Source organism: Parapusillimonas sp. JC17 (assembly GCF_052180245.1).
Lineage (GTDB): Bacteria > Pseudomonadota > Gammaproteobacteria > Burkholderiales > Burkholderiaceae_B > Parapusillimonas.
Map to the genome: position 1 here is coordinate 2,066,875 of NZ_CP197474.1, position 14,016 is coordinate 2,080,890.

17 protein-coding genes are annotated in these 14,016 nt (G+C 62.4%); 10 read left to right on the forward strand and 7 right to left on the reverse strand.

The window, feature by feature from the left end:
- Positions 1–50 precede the first annotated feature (50 nt).
- A complete protein-coding gene (locus ACSBPU_RS09985) occupies positions 51–998 on the forward strand; it encodes an aldo/keto reductase (protein ID WP_442597736.1) in 948 nt (315 codons plus the stop codon).
- Positions 999–1,032: 34 nt separating this feature from the next.
- Here ACSBPU_RS09985 and ACSBPU_RS09990 read toward each other — a convergent pair whose 3' ends face one another.
- On the reverse strand, positions 1,033–1,959 hold the full coding sequence (locus ACSBPU_RS09990; RefSeq protein ID WP_442597738.1) for an alpha/beta hydrolase: 927 nt from the start codon (positions 1,957–1,959) through the stop codon (positions 1,033–1,035).
- Between the two features lie 160 nt (positions 1,960–2,119).
- On the opposite strand from ACSBPU_RS09990, the gene otsB reads away from it, so the two are divergent.
- On the forward strand, positions 2,120–2,881 hold the full coding sequence (otsB, locus tag ACSBPU_RS09995) for a trehalose-phosphatase (RefSeq protein ID WP_442597740.1): 762 nt from the start codon (positions 2,120–2,122) through the stop codon (positions 2,879–2,881).
- Positions 2,882–2,964: 83 nt separating this feature from the next.
- Here otsB and ACSBPU_RS10000 read toward each other — a convergent pair whose 3' ends face one another.
- Positions 2,965–4,335, reverse strand: a complete 1,371-nt coding sequence (locus ACSBPU_RS10000; protein ID WP_442597742.1) for an alpha,alpha-trehalose-phosphate synthase (UDP-forming) — start codon at positions 4,333–4,335, stop codon at positions 2,965–2,967.
- 134 nt (positions 4,336–4,469) lie between these two features.
- Entirely contained in the window at positions 4,470–4,892 is a 423-nt protein-coding gene (locus ACSBPU_RS10005) for a BON domain-containing protein (protein WP_442597744.1), read from the reverse strand.
- Positions 4,893–5,036: 144 nt separating this feature from the next.
- Here ACSBPU_RS10005 and ACSBPU_RS10010 point away from each other — a divergent pair, with 144 nt between their 5' ends.
- Complete coding sequence (locus ACSBPU_RS10010; protein ID WP_180069740.1) at positions 5,037–5,273, forward strand: hypothetical protein; 237 nt, start codon at positions 5,037–5,039, stop codon at positions 5,271–5,273.
- A 49-nt stretch (positions 5,274–5,322) separates the two neighbouring features.
- On the opposite strand, the gene ACSBPU_RS10015 is transcribed toward ACSBPU_RS10010, so the two are convergent.
- Entirely contained in the window at positions 5,323–6,000 is a 678-nt protein-coding gene (locus ACSBPU_RS10015; RefSeq protein ID WP_442597747.1) for a thiopurine S-methyltransferase, read from the reverse strand.
- A 169-nt stretch (positions 6,001–6,169) separates the two neighbouring features.
- On the opposite strand from ACSBPU_RS10015, the gene ACSBPU_RS10020 reads away from it, so the two are divergent.
- The gene (locus tag ACSBPU_RS10020) at positions 6,170–6,601 is read left to right on the forward strand and encodes an ester cyclase (RefSeq protein WP_442597749.1); all 432 of its coding nucleotides are present in this window, start codon (positions 6,170–6,172) and stop codon (positions 6,599–6,601) included.
- A 37-nt stretch (positions 6,602–6,638) separates the two neighbouring features.
- On the opposite strand, the gene ACSBPU_RS10025 is transcribed toward ACSBPU_RS10020, so the two are convergent.
- On the reverse strand, positions 6,639–6,848 hold the full coding sequence (locus tag ACSBPU_RS10025) for a DUF3079 domain-containing protein (protein WP_442598299.1): 210 nt from the start codon (positions 6,846–6,848) through the stop codon (positions 6,639–6,641).
- 279 nt (positions 6,849–7,127) lie between these two features.
- Between ACSBPU_RS10025 and ACSBPU_RS10030 the strand changes: the two genes are divergently transcribed.
- Together ACSBPU_RS10030 and ACSBPU_RS10035 are read left to right on the forward strand one after the other, a co-directional pair.
- Positions 7,128–7,883: a sulfite exporter TauE/SafE family protein gene (locus ACSBPU_RS10030; protein ID WP_442597751.1), complete on the forward strand. Its 756-nt coding sequence runs from the start codon at positions 7,128–7,130 to the stop codon at positions 7,881–7,883.
- Positions 7,884–7,949: 66 nt separating this feature from the next.
- A complete protein-coding gene (locus tag ACSBPU_RS10035) occupies positions 7,950–8,330 on the forward strand; it encodes an RNA-binding S4 domain-containing protein (protein WP_442597753.1) in 381 nt (126 codons plus the stop codon).
- A gap of 1 nt (position 8,331) precedes the next feature.
- Here ACSBPU_RS10035 and ACSBPU_RS10040 read toward each other — a convergent pair whose 3' ends face one another.
- Entirely contained in the window at positions 8,332–9,147 is an 816-nt protein-coding gene (locus ACSBPU_RS10040) for a hypothetical protein (protein ID WP_442597755.1), read from the reverse strand.
- 78 nt (positions 9,148–9,225) lie between these two features.
- On the opposite strand from ACSBPU_RS10040, the gene ACSBPU_RS10045 reads away from it, so the two are divergent.
- The 4 genes from ACSBPU_RS10045 to ACSBPU_RS10060 are packed head-to-tail and all read left to right on the forward strand — an operon-like array spanning position 9,226 to position 13,029.
- Positions 9,226–9,978, forward strand: a complete 753-nt coding sequence (locus ACSBPU_RS10045; protein WP_442597757.1) for a DUF3348 domain-containing protein — start codon at positions 9,226–9,228, stop codon at positions 9,976–9,978.
- A gap of 15 nt (positions 9,979–9,993) precedes the next feature.
- Positions 9,994–12,000 (forward strand): DUF802 domain-containing protein, encoded by a 2,007-nt coding sequence (locus ACSBPU_RS10050; RefSeq protein WP_442597759.1) that lies wholly within the window; start codon positions 9,994–9,996, stop codon positions 11,998–12,000.
- On the forward strand, positions 11,997–12,644 hold the full coding sequence (locus tag ACSBPU_RS10055; protein ID WP_442597761.1) for an OmpA family protein: 648 nt from the start codon (positions 11,997–11,999) through the stop codon (positions 12,642–12,644). Before ACSBPU_RS10050 ends, ACSBPU_RS10055 begins: the two co-directional genes overlap by 4 nt.
- Positions 12,637–13,029, forward strand: a complete 393-nt coding sequence (locus ACSBPU_RS10060) for a DUF2894 domain-containing protein (RefSeq protein WP_442597763.1) — start codon at positions 12,637–12,639, stop codon at positions 13,027–13,029. The genes ACSBPU_RS10055 and ACSBPU_RS10060 overlap by 8 nt, the downstream gene beginning before the upstream one ends.
- On the opposite strand, the gene ACSBPU_RS10065 is transcribed toward ACSBPU_RS10060, so the two are convergent.
- Positions 13,026–13,979, reverse strand: a complete 954-nt coding sequence (locus tag ACSBPU_RS10065) for a LysR family transcriptional regulator (RefSeq protein ID WP_442597765.1) — start codon at positions 13,977–13,979, stop codon at positions 13,026–13,028. The genes ACSBPU_RS10060 and ACSBPU_RS10065 overlap by 4 nt on opposite strands.
- Between the last annotated feature and the right edge of the window lie 37 nt (positions 13,980–14,016).

Sequence of the window (14,016 nt, forward strand, 5' to 3'; positions counted from 1 at the left end):
CAAGCAAGCAGGGCAGTCGTTCCCGAACAGATTCGAACAAGGATTTCCGCATGGTTTCCCGTCGCGACTATCTAAGGCTATGCGCCGCCACGGGTGCCGGCGCCATGCTGGCACCGGCGCTGTCATGGGCCGCTGAAAAACCAGGGGCGCTGATAACCCGCGCCATTCCTTCTTCCGGCGAGCGCCTTCCTGTGGTCGGCCTGGGCAGCTCCGCAACATTTTCCAGCGCCGCGGGCGGCGAAGGCACCGATGCACTGAGGCAGGTCTTCCAGGCGTTCGTCGAACACGGCGGATCCGTATTCGATACGGCGCCCGGCTATGGTGCGTCGGAAGCGGTGGCCGGAAAAATCGTCAACGAGCTCGGTATTCGCGACAAGATATTCTGGGCCACCAAGCTCAACGTCGCCGGTTTCGGAGGCGGCAAGGCCGACGTCCAGCAAGCCAAGGCCCAGATCGCGGCGTCCTTTCAGGCAATCGGAAAGCCGGCCATCGACCTCATGCAAATTCATAATCTGGGCGACCTGCCCACCCAGTTGCCGCTTTTGATGTCTCTGCGCGAAGAAAAGCGCATACGCTATCTGGGCGTGACCACCACCTTTCCACGTCAGTACGAGCAGCTCGAGCAAGTGATGCGCGACGAGCCTCTGGACTTCATCGGCGTGGATTACGCGATCGACAATCGGGTCATGGAAGAACGCGTCTTGCCGCTGGCTGCAGATCGCGGCATCGCCGTGCTGGCCTATGCGCCGTTTGGCCGCACTAGGCTGTGGAGCCTGGTGAAAGGGCACGAGGTACCCGATTGGGCGGCGGAAATGGGCATACGCTCCTGGGGGCAGTTTTTCCTGAAATTCGTGGTGTCCCATCCCTCGGTTACGTGCGCGACGCCGGCCACCAGCCGGGCAAAGAACGTCGTGGACAACATGGGGGCCGCATTCGGCGCCTTGCCGGACGCCGCCATGCGCGAGCGCATGGCACAGCACATACAATCGCTGGCGTGAGGCTTTCCTTGCCAAAGCCGGGCTTGAGCCGTGTTCAGGGTTCTATGGCGATCTGCAAGGCGCGCTCCAGCGAGACGCGGATCATCTCGCCATGCCCATGCTGCGGAAAGGTTTCATAGCTGACTTGGCCTTCGCCTTGCCTCAGGCCTTTGGCGATTTCCTCGATGGCGCCGCGGGTATCGGTCGAAGGACCCGGCGCCGGCCTGGCGGGGTCGCGGGGCTTGGTGCCTATCAGGATGGCGACCCGCTTGCCCGCGGCGCGTCCTTTTTCAAATGCGCGCCATTCGCGTATCACCGCTCCGTCATGCCACCAGACCGAAGGGTCGCCCATGATGTAACGTGCGAACGCATCGGGCTGTGTAAACAGTGTATGCAAGACAAAGAGGCCGCCATAGGAATGGCCCCACAGGTATTCTTTCTTCGGGTCTATGCTTCCGCGCGCACGCGCCAATGGCTTGACCTGATTATTGATGAACTCCAGAAAGACGTCCGCGCCGCCTCCGATGCGTCCGCGCACCACGGGCTGCATCAGCAGCTTGCCGTTTTCATAGACGGGCGGCGTATAGTCGTAGGCGCGCGAGACGACATCGTTGCGGACCGGAACGTCGTAGCCGATAGCCACGAGCACCGGCGGATTATCGTGGGAAATCGACGCAAGATCCTGCTCTGTCAGGGTGTCCATTGCCGCATTGCCATCCAGCATGTAAAGAGCGGAATAGCCGCCCTCTGGTGCCGGCGCCCGCGGAATCGATAATTCGATCCGGTAATGCCGTGCTCCGTCCGCCGAGTCGATGGTGTGTTTTTCGAACCGGTACACATCCGAAGGCATGTCCGCGACGGTTTTGCCGATCGGGCGGCCGGCCCAGTTCTGCGCGGGCGCGGCGGTCTGCGCCTGGGCGGCGATCTGTGCGCCGCATAGGCAAAACAGGAATAGCTTCATGAACAGCGTCAATCGCGGCACGGTGATCTTCTTTCTGAAATAGCGGATAAAAATGGCTCGGCGCTCAATATAACGAGAATGATTCTTGCTTGCAACGATAAAACCTTCTACGAGGCCGCTGTTATCATCCAGGCTGGACCTAGCAATGGTTCGCCTGTTTTTCTGTCCGGTACCGCAAGATATGACTGTTCCATCAAGTATTGGAAACTTCCTGCCCGACACGGCTGCCTGGGCGTTCTTCTTCGACTTGGACGGCACCTTGGCCCCTTTGGCCGAACGTCCGGATCAGGTCCGTGTACCCGATACCGTGCTCGCCAGCCTGACGCATTTGCAGCGGGCGGCAGGGGGCGCGCTGGCGGTCATCTCTGGACGCCCGCTTGAAACCCTGGATCAGTTGCTGCAGCCGCTGGTCCTGCCCCTGGGCGCCGAGCATGGGGCAATCATCCGGAATGCGGAAGGCCGCATCCAAGCGCCCGCGAACCCCGCCGATGCCGTTCGAGACTTGGCTGCCTGGCTGGCCAGCCGGCTCGATGGTCAACCCGGCGTACTGCTGGAGCGAAAGTCCTTCGGCGTGGCGGTTCACTACCGCCTGGCGCCGCAGGCGAAGGGTGCCGTGCAAGCGCTGATGGCGTCGGCGCTTGCACGTTTTCCCCAGTTCGAACTGCTGCCCGGCAAGATGGTGATCGAAGCCAAGCTGCCGTCCGTCGACAAGGGGAGAGCCTTGCTGCGGCTGATGCAGGAATCCCCGTTTGCCGGCCGAAAACCCTTGATGGTCGGTGACGACACCACCGATGAAGCGGCCTTTCGCCAAGCCAATGAAATGAACGGCAGCAGTGTCAAGATAGGCCCGGGCCCCAGCTGCGCAGCGTTGCGCCTGGACGAGCAAGGTGACTTGGAGGGATGGCTCGGACGTTTCAGGGATCAGACCCCGTACGGGGTCTGACCCCAAGCCTACACGCCCCCGTGCGTGGTCTGACCCCAGTTCTCCAAGGGGGTCAGACCACGCACGGGGGTCTGACCCCAAGCCTACACGCCCTTCAGGTCGTCCATGAAACGCTCGCGCCAGGCCGCCAGGCTGTTCTTGCGCAGGACGTCCATCATGATTTCGTGGCGATGCTTGCGTTCGCTTGATTCCATATCCAGCGCGGTGTGCAGCGTCCTGGCCATGCCGGCGGTGTCGTAAGGGTTGATCAACAGTGCTCCCTCGGCGAGTTCGTGCGCCGCGCCGGCAAACTCCGACAGGACGAGCACGCCGGGATCGTCTTCGGGCTGGGCCGCGACATATTCTTTTGCCACGAGATTCATCCCGTCACGCAAAGAGGTCACCAGGCCCACCTGGGACGCGCGAAAGAAGGACATCAGCGTGGGCCGGTCGAACGAGCGGTTCATGTAGCGTATGGGCGTCCATGACAACTCGGTCCAGCGACCGTTGATGCGTCCCGCGGTTTGTTCCAGTGTCCGGCGCAGGTTGCGGTACCCATGTACGTCGGCGCGCGATGGCGGTGCGATCTGTACGAAGGACACATGTCCCCTGAACTTCGGCCGCGTGTCGAGCAGGCATTCGAATCCGCGGAAACGCTCGACCAGGCCTTTGCTGTAGTCCAGCCGGTCTACGCTGATGATCAGCCGACGATGTTGAAGGCCGGATTTGAGCTTGATCAGTTCGCGGCTGTTCCGATGTTCGCGGGACAGGCTTTGGATGTCTTCGGGGCAGACTCCAATGGGGTACACACCCATGCGCGTCGCCTTGCCGTTCAGAACGACGGTGTCGTGGCTGGTGGAGGCCCCCAGGTGCCGCTCGTAATAATCGCGCATGGCCAGCAGGTCGTCGTTGGTTTGCAGGCCTATGAGGTCGAAGGCCGCCATGGCACGCGCCAGATCGGCATGATGGGGAATCGTCCGGAAGACTTGGTCGCTAGGAAACGGGATATGCAGGAACAGGCCGAATTTCTGCTGCATGCCCAACTCGCGGCAATACTGAGCCAGGGGCAGGAAATGATAATCGTGAACCCAGATCAGGTCGTCGGGTTGTGCCACGCGCCGCAGTTGCTCGGCAAAAATTCGATTGACGCGCTTGTAGCCTTCGTAATCTTCGTCCCGATAGTGCAGCAAGTCGGTGCGGAAATGGAAAACAGGCCACAGGACGCTGTTGGCGAAGCCCCGGTAAAAGGTGTCGTAGTCATACTGGGACAGCGGCCAAGTGATCAACGAGAGTCCGCCACTGCCTTGTTCGGCGCGCGGGGTGCCGGACTCGCGGGCGATTTCGCCGCTCCAGCCCATCCATATGCCGCCGACTTCCTTCAGCGCGTCGAGCACGCCGACTGCAAGCCCTCCTGTGGCAACTTGCCCTTCCGCCAACGGCGCAACCCGATTAGAGACGACCAGAATCCGTGCCATGCGACTTCCCCGTTCCCAATGCATGCAATATAGCCAACCTGGCGCGGTCATGCAAAATTGCGCCTGATAGAGCCTTTGCAAACGGATTTCGACGGCGGCAACGGCTTGCTGCCGCGGACCGTCGATTCCGGCCTTCAGCGTTTGCTCATTTCATCGCTGTCTGCGCTGGCGCCCAGATCCGGCTGCACGCCGCGGCGTATCCGTATCAGGTTCCGGACCTGGCGTATGCCGGCATGCGTTCCGGCGCATTGCTCGATGGCGTTACGATTGGATTCGTCCATGGTATCGCCATCGAGGGTGATGCGGTCGTCCGCCACACTGATTTCGACGTTCGCGACGTCCAAGCCGCTTTGGTCGAGCCGTTGGCGGATGCTGTCGCGTATGCTGTCCTCATCTTCTATCCGGCGGCCGGTTTCCGTTTCATCGCCGCTCCTGCGATCCAGCTGGGCATTGTCGCCCTGGCCATATTGCTGATTGCGGCTGTAGCGCTCATCCGCACCGGAAGGACCATCGTACTCAGCTTCCGGCTGTTTGGTCTTGGGGTCTTTGTCGGGCATGGCGTTCTCCTTGGCGTTCAGGCGGGATTCGGCGCTTTCCTTGCAAGACTCGTGCCTGGCGCAGCCTCCGCCCGCGGCCGCATGGCCAGGGGCACGGCGTTTGCTGCCCGGGACTTCAACTTGTTTTTTCGGCAGGAGAGAGACATGGCGAAATGCGACCAGTGCGGCAATGATTACGACAAGTCCTTCGATGTGACCGTCTCCGACGGCCAAACGTACACGTTCGACAGCTTTGAATGCGCCATCCAGACCCTGGCGCCGCTTTGCGAGCATTGCGGCGTTCGCATCATCGGACATGGGCTGGAAAAAAGCGGACGCATGTTTTGCTGCAACCACTGCGCCGAGGGCGAGGGAGTGAAGGAGCTGCGGGATCGCTCTTGACGGGGTCAGACCCTGCGAGGGGTCTTGCCCCTAGAAGTCAGGAACGGGGTCAGGCCCCATGCGGGGTCCGACCCCTGCGCTCCAGCCGATACACGACGGTATCCAGGCGAGTGACGCCTTGGGACTGGAACTTCGGATCCTTGTCGAGAATGTCGCGCCGATCGATGACAATCGCATCGGAGTGCGGCGAGTAAAGGCGCTGGACTTCTTCGTCGACGACCGAGAAGGGGGGGCCGTCCAGTTCGTCTTGCGGATAGTCGAGCGTGAGCAGCAGCCCGCGGTAGCCGTCGGCAAGCTGTCCATAGACATGGTCGACATAGCGCGGGCGCATGTCGGCCGGCAGCGCGACCAGGGCGGCTCGATCGTACACCCCCGCGCATCCGCGAAGCGTGGCGGCGTCCATATCGAAGATGTCGCCGCAAAGTATCTCGATACTGCCAGAAACATAGTGGACGCCCATGTCGGAGCGGTGGGTGGCGACCGGCAGATTGTTTTCGGCAAAGAACTGCTGAACAGCCTGTTCCGCCAGTTCGACGCCCAGCACCCGAAAGCCCTGTTCGGCCAGCCACAGCATGTCCAGCGATTTTCCGCAAAGAGGCACCATCACCGTAGCGCCGGCCGGCAGATCCAGGGACGGCCAGTATTTTTGCAACAGCGGCGTGATCCGCGTTTGGTGAAACCCGATGCGTCCGTCGCGCCACCGTTCCAGCCAGAATTCCGCTTCCATATCGTCCCTTTTATGCAATCCATTGCTGAAAGCAGCATTGTAGATAAATTCGCAATCCGCCGAATGTCGCTGGTCTCATCCGCTGAATATCGCGATGACAAGCGCCGCGCCTTGCGCCAAAGTATCGGTGAGCGGGCAATTCCGTTCCAGACAAGCGAGGCATAGCGCAATGCAAGACACGACGAACCGTCATGCCGTCCGCCGATTTACGGAGGTCGTGCTGAATCAGGGCGAAATAGACGCGGTGGCCCAGTTCTTCTGGGACGACGTCATAGAGCAGGAGCAAGCGTACCTGCCGATGCGGGGTCACGGCCTGCGCGGGCTGAAACAAATGCTGCGCGGCCTCAGGACCTCGTTCCCCGACATGCACTGGACCATCTACGAACAGATCTCCGAAGTGGACAAAGTCCTGTCCCGGTTCGAGTGGACCGGCACGCATCATGGCGTGTTTCTAGGCATACCGCCTACAGGCCGATCGGTAAGAGTCTGGGGAATGGTGGTGGACAGGTTCGTCTTGGGGAAAATAAAGGAGACTCGCATCATCATGGATACATTGGGCTTGATGATGCAGTTGGGCGCCGTGCCGCCGCCACGGGTCTGACAGCGCAAGCGCATCCCGGCGGGACGCGCAGCGCGGCCTAAGCCGTAGCCGTCCCGGCCACGGTTTCCTGCTCGGGCTCCAGCCCCCAGTCGCCGACGGTATACCAGTCATCGCCGAGGACTTCAGAGGGATGCATGGTCCGGTCGGAGCCATTGCCACAGGCGAGGGAGTCCACCGGGCAGTATTTGTCGCAGCCCCAGCAGATGCGTTCCGGGTGAGAGGGATTGAGGGGAAACTTCTTGGCCATTTCCGTGCCTTGGAAAGCGTTCGATGAGATACCAGCATAGCGATCTTCTTTCGTGGCGTAATTGATGTGTCTCAATGTTTTTGAGGGGTCGGACCCCATGCGGGGTCCGACCCCGTTGTGGTTTTGGGGACAGACCCCATACGAGGTCTGATCCCCCAGTCCCGCTCAGCTACTGGGGTCAGACCCCGCATGGGGTCTGACCCCTCGGTCCCGCTCGGCCCTCCCTTATGGAATAATTCCCCCTTTCGGAGCCTGGCCAAAAGAACCAGCGGGGGGAAGATGGAGTCGATTTATATCGTGGCCGTCGTGGGAGCAGTGGCCGCCGCGTTCGTGCAGGGCTTGTCGGGCTTCGGCTTCGGCCTGGTGGCCATGTCGATCTGGGCGTGGGTGCTCGAGCCGCGCCTGGCGGCTGCGCTGGCGGTGTTCGGGGCTTTGACCGGACAGGTCATTGCGGCCGTGACGGTGCGCCGGGGGTTCGACCTGAAACGATTGGCGCCCTTCGTACTGGGTGGCTTGCTTGGCGTGCCGCTGGGGGTGGCGCTGCTGCCCAAGCTGGATATCGTCTGGTTCAAAGCCATACTGGGCGCTTTGCTGGTCGTGTGGTGTCCCGTCATGCTGATGGCCAGGCGTTTGCCCCATGTCGAGGCGGGCGGCCGGCTGCTGGACGGCGCAGTTGGCGTGACCGGCGGCATCATGGGAGGACTGGGCGGCTTTACCGGCATCGTACCGAGCTTGTGGTGCACCTTGCGCGGACTGGGCAAGGACACGCAACGCGCGGTGATTCAGAACTTCAATCTTTCCATGCTGATCGTGACCATGGGAAGCTACATTGCCACCGGCATCGTGACGCGCGACATGCTGCCCGTGTTCGGCATGATGATTCCAGCCATACTGGTGCCCAGCCTGCTTGGCGCCCGGGTCTATATCGGCATCAGCGAGAACGCTTTTCGGCAAGTGGTGCTGGGATTGCTGACGGCATCGGGGATCGCAATGCTGGCCGCATCGGTCCCGCAAATCATGGCGCGTTCGTTCTGACACGGCCGAAGGCCGCCGGAGCAGGACTCGGACATTTATATTTTCCCGACCGCGGAGCGGTATGCAATGGACAAGATACGACTCGACAAATGGCTTTGGGCGGCGCGCTTCTACAAGACGCGCAGCCTGGCCGTGCAGGAAATCGGCAAGGGCAGGGTGCAAGTCAATGGCCAGATGGCCAAGCCGGCCCGCGAGGTGTCGGCAAACGACATAGTCTGCATACGCAAGGAAGACCCGCCCATCCACGTGCGCGTCTGTGGCGTGAGCGGTGTGCGCGGACCGGCCCCGGTGGCGCGTCTGCTGTACGAAGAGACCCCCGAAAGCGTTCAGGCAAGGGAACGGGCGGCAGAAATGCGCCGGCTGGCGCCCGAACCCGGGCAAGACCTGTCGGACGGCCGACCGACCAAGCGTGATCGCCGCTTGATCGACCGCCTGCGGGGCAAGTGAATCAGTGCCTGCCTCGCGCTTCGGCCAAGGCGATGGTCAGATGCTGCACTTTCTGTTTCAGCTGGTCGCGTTCGGCCTTGAGTTCGGCGAGCTGCAGTTGAAGGCGATGGATTTCGATGTCTTGCGGTGTGGGATCATCCGGCAGCGGCGGAGCAGGCGGTTTGGGCGGCACGCGCGCTTCGCGCAGCTGTTTCGCGACCGAGCGCAGCTCTTTTTTCCCGCCCTCGACCGCGGCCAGCTGTTTCTCTTCCGGCAGGCTTGCCACTTCGGCGGCCGCACTGATTGAAACCGTGCCCGATCTTACGGCTTCCACCAGTTTCGGCGTCGCCGTTTTTTGAATTCTTTCTATCTGGCCCAGGGTGGTGCCGCTGAGGCGCGCGGCCCGCGCCATCGCCTCCCGTGTGAGCGCAAGCTTGGGCGCGGGCGCTTCGGCGTCTTCCGCGCTGGGCGTTGCTCCGGCCAGGCCGGGTTTATCCGACGCCTGGGCCAGGCGGGCGGCAAGAATCTCTTTCTTGCGCAAGGCGAGCACGCCCCGCTGGAAATCCGATACGCTGCGCCGGCCCAGGTGGTTGTCGATCATCCATAAATAAACGTCGTCCAGGGATCTGAACGAGGTATTCTGGATCGTCTTGTAGGGAATGCCGTGTTTGCGGCAGATTGCATATCGGTTATGGCCATCCACCAGCAGATCTTCCCACAGTACAAGTGCATCTCGGCACCCTTCTGCGAGCAGGCTGCTTTCCAGCGCCGCATATTCGTCTTCGGTCAAGGGGTCGATGAAAGCGCGCAGCGCTTCGTTGATGATGATGGTCGCCATGGTGGAGTGGACAGGAGTGGCAGCGGCCGTAGTTTACTTCCCATTGAGTGTAAACTCATGGGTTTTTGATCTGCGGGTATGGCGCAAGAACTGCCCCGGCGCACGAACTTCAGCGGGCCGCCGCTCATTCGCTTGTTATCCCGGCTTCTTGATGCCAATGTCCAAGAGCCAGGGCAATTGCTGCCCGACCGCCTGAGCCAGTGGCTGGGCTGGACCAATGCGATCGATTTGGCATCGGCGCTGGGCGCCTCCCCGGCGGCGGGCGCGCGGGCGGGCTCCGACCGCCAGGACATCGCCGAGGCGGAACAGGACTGCGCGCGTGTCAGAGCGATGCTCGAACGTGCGATAGCAGGTCTGGGCGAGCCGGCGCCTGCGCGTGCTCGCGCCCGGCCGAAGGCCGCCATCCCGCGGGATGGCAGGCATGTGCCGCCCGTCGAGTATTCGATTTACCGCCAGCGCTATGGTTCGCTGCAGCAAAATATGGAAAGCGCCATCACCGCCCTGAGGGCGCGCTTGAGGGCAATGCTTGCGTCCGGTTCGCCCGGCTCGGCGCGCCTGGCGGTGCTGGACGCGGTCATGGAGCAGGCGCTGAGTGAGCGCGAATACGAGTTGCTGTCCGCCATACCGGGATTGCTCGAGCAGCGTTTTCTTCGCCTGCGCCCGGCCGGATCCGGCGCGGAAGAAGAGGGCGTCCCGGAACAGTCGCCGGCATCCGGCGACTGGCTGGGCGTGTTCTGCAAGGACATGCAAAGCGTATTGAGCGCGGAACTGGATCTTCGTTTACAACCCGTAGAGGGACTGCTTGGGGCGCTGCGGGCCGACAGGCCTTAATTGAATCAGGACGATATGAATCGACTTCTACATTTTCTTGTGTTCGCGACCGGGCTTGCGGCGGTAGGCTGGATCGGCGCTGGCTATGTGGGCAGCCATTTGCTCGCCCTGAGCGTGACGGTGCTGGTCGCGATCGTGTATCTGGCCGGTGCATGGGAGCTGTATCGCTCCCGGCGCGCCGCGCTCACGCTTCGACAGGCCTTGTCCGAGCTGCCGGAGCCGCCTCCCGATCTGGATGCTTGGCTGTCCAGGCTTCACCCAAGCCTGCGCAATGCGGTGCGGCTGCGGATCGAAGGCGTGCGCGTGGCCTTGCCGGGGCCGTCCTTGACGCCTTATTTCGTCGGTCTGCTCGTTCTATTGGGCATGCTCGGCACCTTCCTGGGCATGGTGGCGACCTTGCGCGGCACCGGGTTCGCCCTGGAAAGCGCCACGGACCTCCAGGCGATCCGCGCGTCGCTGGCCGCACCGGTGAAAGGCTTGGGATTCGCATTCGGCACATCGATCGCCGGTGTGGCGGCTTCGGCGATGCTGGGCCTGCTTTCAGCGCTTCATCGAGCCGATCTGGCCGTGATCGCACGGGAACTCGACTCCCGGATCAGCACGACCTTGCGCCGCTATTCGCTTGCGCACCAACGCGAAGAAAGCTTCCGGCTGATGCAGCGGCAGTCAGAGCTCCTGCCCGCCGTCGTCGAGCGCATGCAGTCCATGGCCGAAGCGATGGAGCGGCATGCGCAAAGCCTGAATGAGCGCTTGCTTGCCGGGCAGGCGCAATTGCATGAGAAAACGGAAACCAGCTACGCGAAGCTCGCACAGGCCCTGGAGCATTCCTTGAAGGAGAGCATGGTCGAAGGCGCGCAGGCGCTCAATGCCGCGGTGCAACCCGCAGTCGAGGCCACGATGGCTGGCCTGGCTCGCGAGGCCGACGCCCTGCACGGGACAGTGTTGCAAGCCATGGAGCGCCAGTTGAAAGGGATGTCGACAAGCTTCGAGGCGACGACGGCTGCCGCGGCCGATGCCTGGAAAAGCGCCGTCGGCGGGCAGCAGGCGGCGAACGAATCCTTGAGTGCGGAACTGCGCCTGGCGTTCGACGGCGTCGCGCAAGGTTTCGAGCAACGGGCGGCAACGCTTCTGGAGGGCGTCGCGAGCCGGCTGGATGGTGCCGCAACGGCGATGTCCGAAAGCTGGAGCGGCGCGCTGTCCCGCCAGGAAGACGCATGGAATCGATCGCGGAGCGATCTGCTGCAGGCGGTGGCTGAGCAGGACGAGCAGCGGCTGAAGGCGTGGACCGGCGCGCTGGAACATACGGCGGCCGAGCTGGGCAGAGAGTGGGAAGCCACGAGTGCCCGGGCGGCGTCGCTGCAGCGCGATATAGGAGAAAGTCTGGCGCTGACCGCAAGCACCATCTCGGCCGACGCCCAGGCGCAGGCGGGCCGGACCATCGCCCAGATCGAACAACTGGTTCAGACCGCTTCGGAAGCGCCCAGGGCGGCCACCGAAGTGGTCGTCGAGGCGCGCCGCATGCTGTCGGAAAGCGCGGCGCGCGACAACGATATGCTGAAAGAGCGCAACCGCATGCTGGCCGCGCTCGATACGCTATTGGCTGCCGTGAGCGATGCATCGACCGGGCAGCGCGATGCGGTGGACACGCTGCTCTCCCGCTCGGCAGAGGTGTTGGAGCGCGTCAGCGCGAACTTCACGCAGCGGATAGAGTCGGAAACAGGCAAGCTGACCGGCGTGGCAACCGCACTCACCGGTGCCGGGAGCGAAGTCGCGGCGCTGGGCGAAGCATTTGGCGGTGCCGTGCGGCAGTTCAGCGAGTCGAATGCCGCACTGATGGAACGCCTGAACGGCATCGAAACAGCACTCGACAAATCCATGGCGCGCAGCGATGAACAGCTTGCCTACTACGTGGCACAGGCCCGCGAGGTCGTCGACTTGAGCATCCTGTCGCAGAAGCAGATCATTGAAGAACTGCAGTCCTTGGCGGAACAGCGGGCATCTGCGGCCTCCAGCGCCTCATGAGGGACGAGATCGACGCCGAACTGGAGTCGACGACGCCCGTCTGGGCAGTCTTCGGCGACTTGATGTCCGTGCTTCTGGGCGCATTCGTGCTCGTGATGGTGGGCGTCATAGGCCTTCAACTGGAACTGTCGGTCAGGCTGGAGGAAGAGGTCGAGCAGCACAGGGAAGAAACGCAACGCCGGATGACGCTCGAACAGGCGCTGGCGCGCCCGCTGGCGGAAGGGCGCGTCACCCTGGTCGACGGACGCATCGGTATCAGCGGCAGCGTGCTCTTCGCCTTGAACTCCGCCGAGCTGCAAGCGGAAGGACGCGATGTCCTTCGATCCTTGGTCGAGCCGCTGTCCGGCTATCTTCAATCAAACGATCTTGTGCTGATGGTAAGCGGCTTTACCGACGACCAGCAGGTACATGAAGGGAATCGACGCTTTGCGGACAACTGGGAGCTGTCTGCGCAGCGCGCGCTGACCATCACCCGTGCGCTGATCGATGAAGGCATACCGTCGTCCTCCGTCTTTGCCGCCGCGTTCGGGTCCGAGCGACCCGTTGCCTCGAACTCGGACGAAGAGGGAAGGGCCAGGAACCGCCGGGTCGAGATCACACCCGTTCCGAAATCGGCCACGATACAGGCTCCCGGCCATGAGTGACCGGAATCATCCGGAAACGCCCGGCGCCGATCCGGCCCACCCGGTCAAGCGACATTCTGGGTCGTTGGAAGAGTTGCTGGCGCATATTGCCGCCCAGACCGTTTCCAGGGATGCCTATCCGGAACTGCCGGAGATGGAATATTTTCGGCGAGCCTGGGCAAAGTCGGGCACCACCCGCCTGCTGCGACATTCGCAGAAGCAGGTACCGGAAAACGCCGGCCCGCTCAATTCGAGCAACCTGGTGCACCGCTCGCTGTCGCTCATGCGCGAGCAGTCGCCGGCGTACCTGCAGCATTTCCTGGCCTATCTCGATGCCTTGTCTTGGATGGAGCAGCTGAACTGGGGCGGCGCGCCCAGGAAAGGCGGACGGAACAATGGGCGTTAGCGGCCTTCCGCCAAGACGGGCTCGCAACCCATGGGAAGATCGAGGTTGCGGATGAATTCCAGCACCATGTCGAACAAGGCCTGCGCCATGGGTGTCAGCCCGTAATGTGCATGCGTGATCAGGCACAGCGTGCGCCTGACCGTCGGCTCTTCCAGTAGCGTGTACGACAAGCCGTCGCCCAGCACCCGGTGCGCGGCCAGGGCCGGCAATACCGCCACGCCCATGCCGCTGCGCACCAGCGCCGCCTGCGACGTCGTGCTTGAGGCCTCATAGAAAGGCGCGGTCACGTCTCGCGGCAGGTCTATCCTGCTGCGCAGGATGCTGAGGATGCCTGTTTCGTCGACCAAGCCTATCTGTTTTCGGCCTATGAGCTGGCGCCATTGAACCCGGTCTTGTTTGGTGGGCCATTTTTCCGTCGACGGATAGATGAGTCCGAACTGATCGATGAGACATGGCTGGAATACCAGCAACGGATCTTCGAGCCAGCGGCTGGTCAATCCGAAATCCGCAACGCGGGTGCTGACGCTGGTCTGGATGAGACGCGAATTGCTGTCATGCAGGTTGATGCGTATGCCGGGATACCGCTGGCTGAACTGGTTGACGACGGGTGCCAGGATTTCGGTGACCGCCGATGGAGCGGCCGTGATCGTGACCTGGCCGCGTTCCAGTGCGCCATAGCGGATGACGTCGTCCACCGCGCCTTCGAACTCTTTCAAGACCGTAATGGCACGCGGAAGGAACTCCTGTCCGACCTGGGTCAGCACCACGCTGCGGCTCGTTCGCTCGAACAGCAGGCAGCCGAGCGACTGCTCCATTTGCTGGATGAGCCCCGTCACGGACGATTGCGTTTGACGCAACCGGTGCCCAGCCGCAGTGAATCCGCCCTCTTGCGCAACGGCAATGAAGGCGTGCAAATGCTTGAGTGTGACATGCTTGGGCAATCTATTCATTTCAAATCAAGATAGATGCATCGACTAAAACGATTTT

What these genes read in the sequence shown, in the direction of transcription:
- ACSBPU_RS09985 (WP_442597736.1), top strand. Translation starts at nt 51, where the DNA reads ATGGTTTCCCGTCGCGACTATCTAAGGCTATGCGCCGCCACGGGTGCC.
- otsB (WP_442597740.1), top strand. Translation starts at nt 2,120, where the DNA reads ATGACTGTTCCATCAAGTATTGGAAACTTCCTGCCCGACACGGCTGCC.
- ACSBPU_RS10000 (WP_442597742.1), bottom strand. Translation starts at nt 4,335, where the DNA reads ATGGCACGGATTCTGGTCGTCTCTAATCGGGTTGCGCCGTTGGCGGAA.
- ACSBPU_RS10005 (WP_442597744.1), bottom strand. Translation starts at nt 4,892, where the DNA reads ATGCCCGACAAAGACCCCAAGACCAAACAGCCGGAAGCTGAGTACGAT.
- ACSBPU_RS10010 (WP_180069740.1), top strand. Translation starts at nt 5,037, where the DNA reads ATGGCGAAATGCGACCAGTGCGGCAATGATTACGACAAGTCCTTCGAT.
- ACSBPU_RS10015 (WP_442597747.1), bottom strand. Translation starts at nt 6,000, where the DNA reads ATGGAAGCGGAATTCTGGCTGGAACGGTGGCGCGACGGACGCATCGGG.
- ACSBPU_RS10020 (WP_442597749.1), top strand. Translation starts at nt 6,170, where the DNA reads ATGCAAGACACGACGAACCGTCATGCCGTCCGCCGATTTACGGAGGTC.
- ACSBPU_RS10025 (WP_442598299.1), bottom strand. Translation starts at nt 6,848, where the DNA reads ATGGCCAAGAAGTTTCCCCTCAATCCCTCTCACCCGGAACGCATCTGC.
- ACSBPU_RS10030 (WP_442597751.1), top strand. Translation starts at nt 7,128, where the DNA reads ATGGAGTCGATTTATATCGTGGCCGTCGTGGGAGCAGTGGCCGCCGCG.
- ACSBPU_RS10035 (WP_442597753.1), top strand. Translation starts at nt 7,950, where the DNA reads ATGGACAAGATACGACTCGACAAATGGCTTTGGGCGGCGCGCTTCTAC.
- ACSBPU_RS10040 (WP_442597755.1), bottom strand. Translation starts at nt 9,147, where the DNA reads ATGGCGACCATCATCATCAACGAAGCGCTGCGCGCTTTCATCGACCCC.
- ACSBPU_RS10045 (WP_442597757.1), top strand. Translation starts at nt 9,226, where the DNA reads ATGGCGCAAGAACTGCCCCGGCGCACGAACTTCAGCGGGCCGCCGCTC.
- ACSBPU_RS10050 (WP_442597759.1), top strand. Translation starts at nt 9,994, where the DNA reads ATGAATCGACTTCTACATTTTCTTGTGTTCGCGACCGGGCTTGCGGCG.
- ACSBPU_RS10055 (WP_442597761.1), top strand. Translation starts at nt 11,997, where the DNA reads ATGAGGGACGAGATCGACGCCGAACTGGAGTCGACGACGCCCGTCTGG.
- ACSBPU_RS10060 (WP_442597763.1), top strand. Translation starts at nt 12,637, where the DNA reads ATGAGTGACCGGAATCATCCGGAAACGCCCGGCGCCGATCCGGCCCAC.
- ACSBPU_RS10065 (WP_442597765.1), bottom strand. Translation starts at nt 13,979, where the DNA reads ATGAATAGATTGCCCAAGCATGTCACACTCAAGCATTTGCACGCCTTC.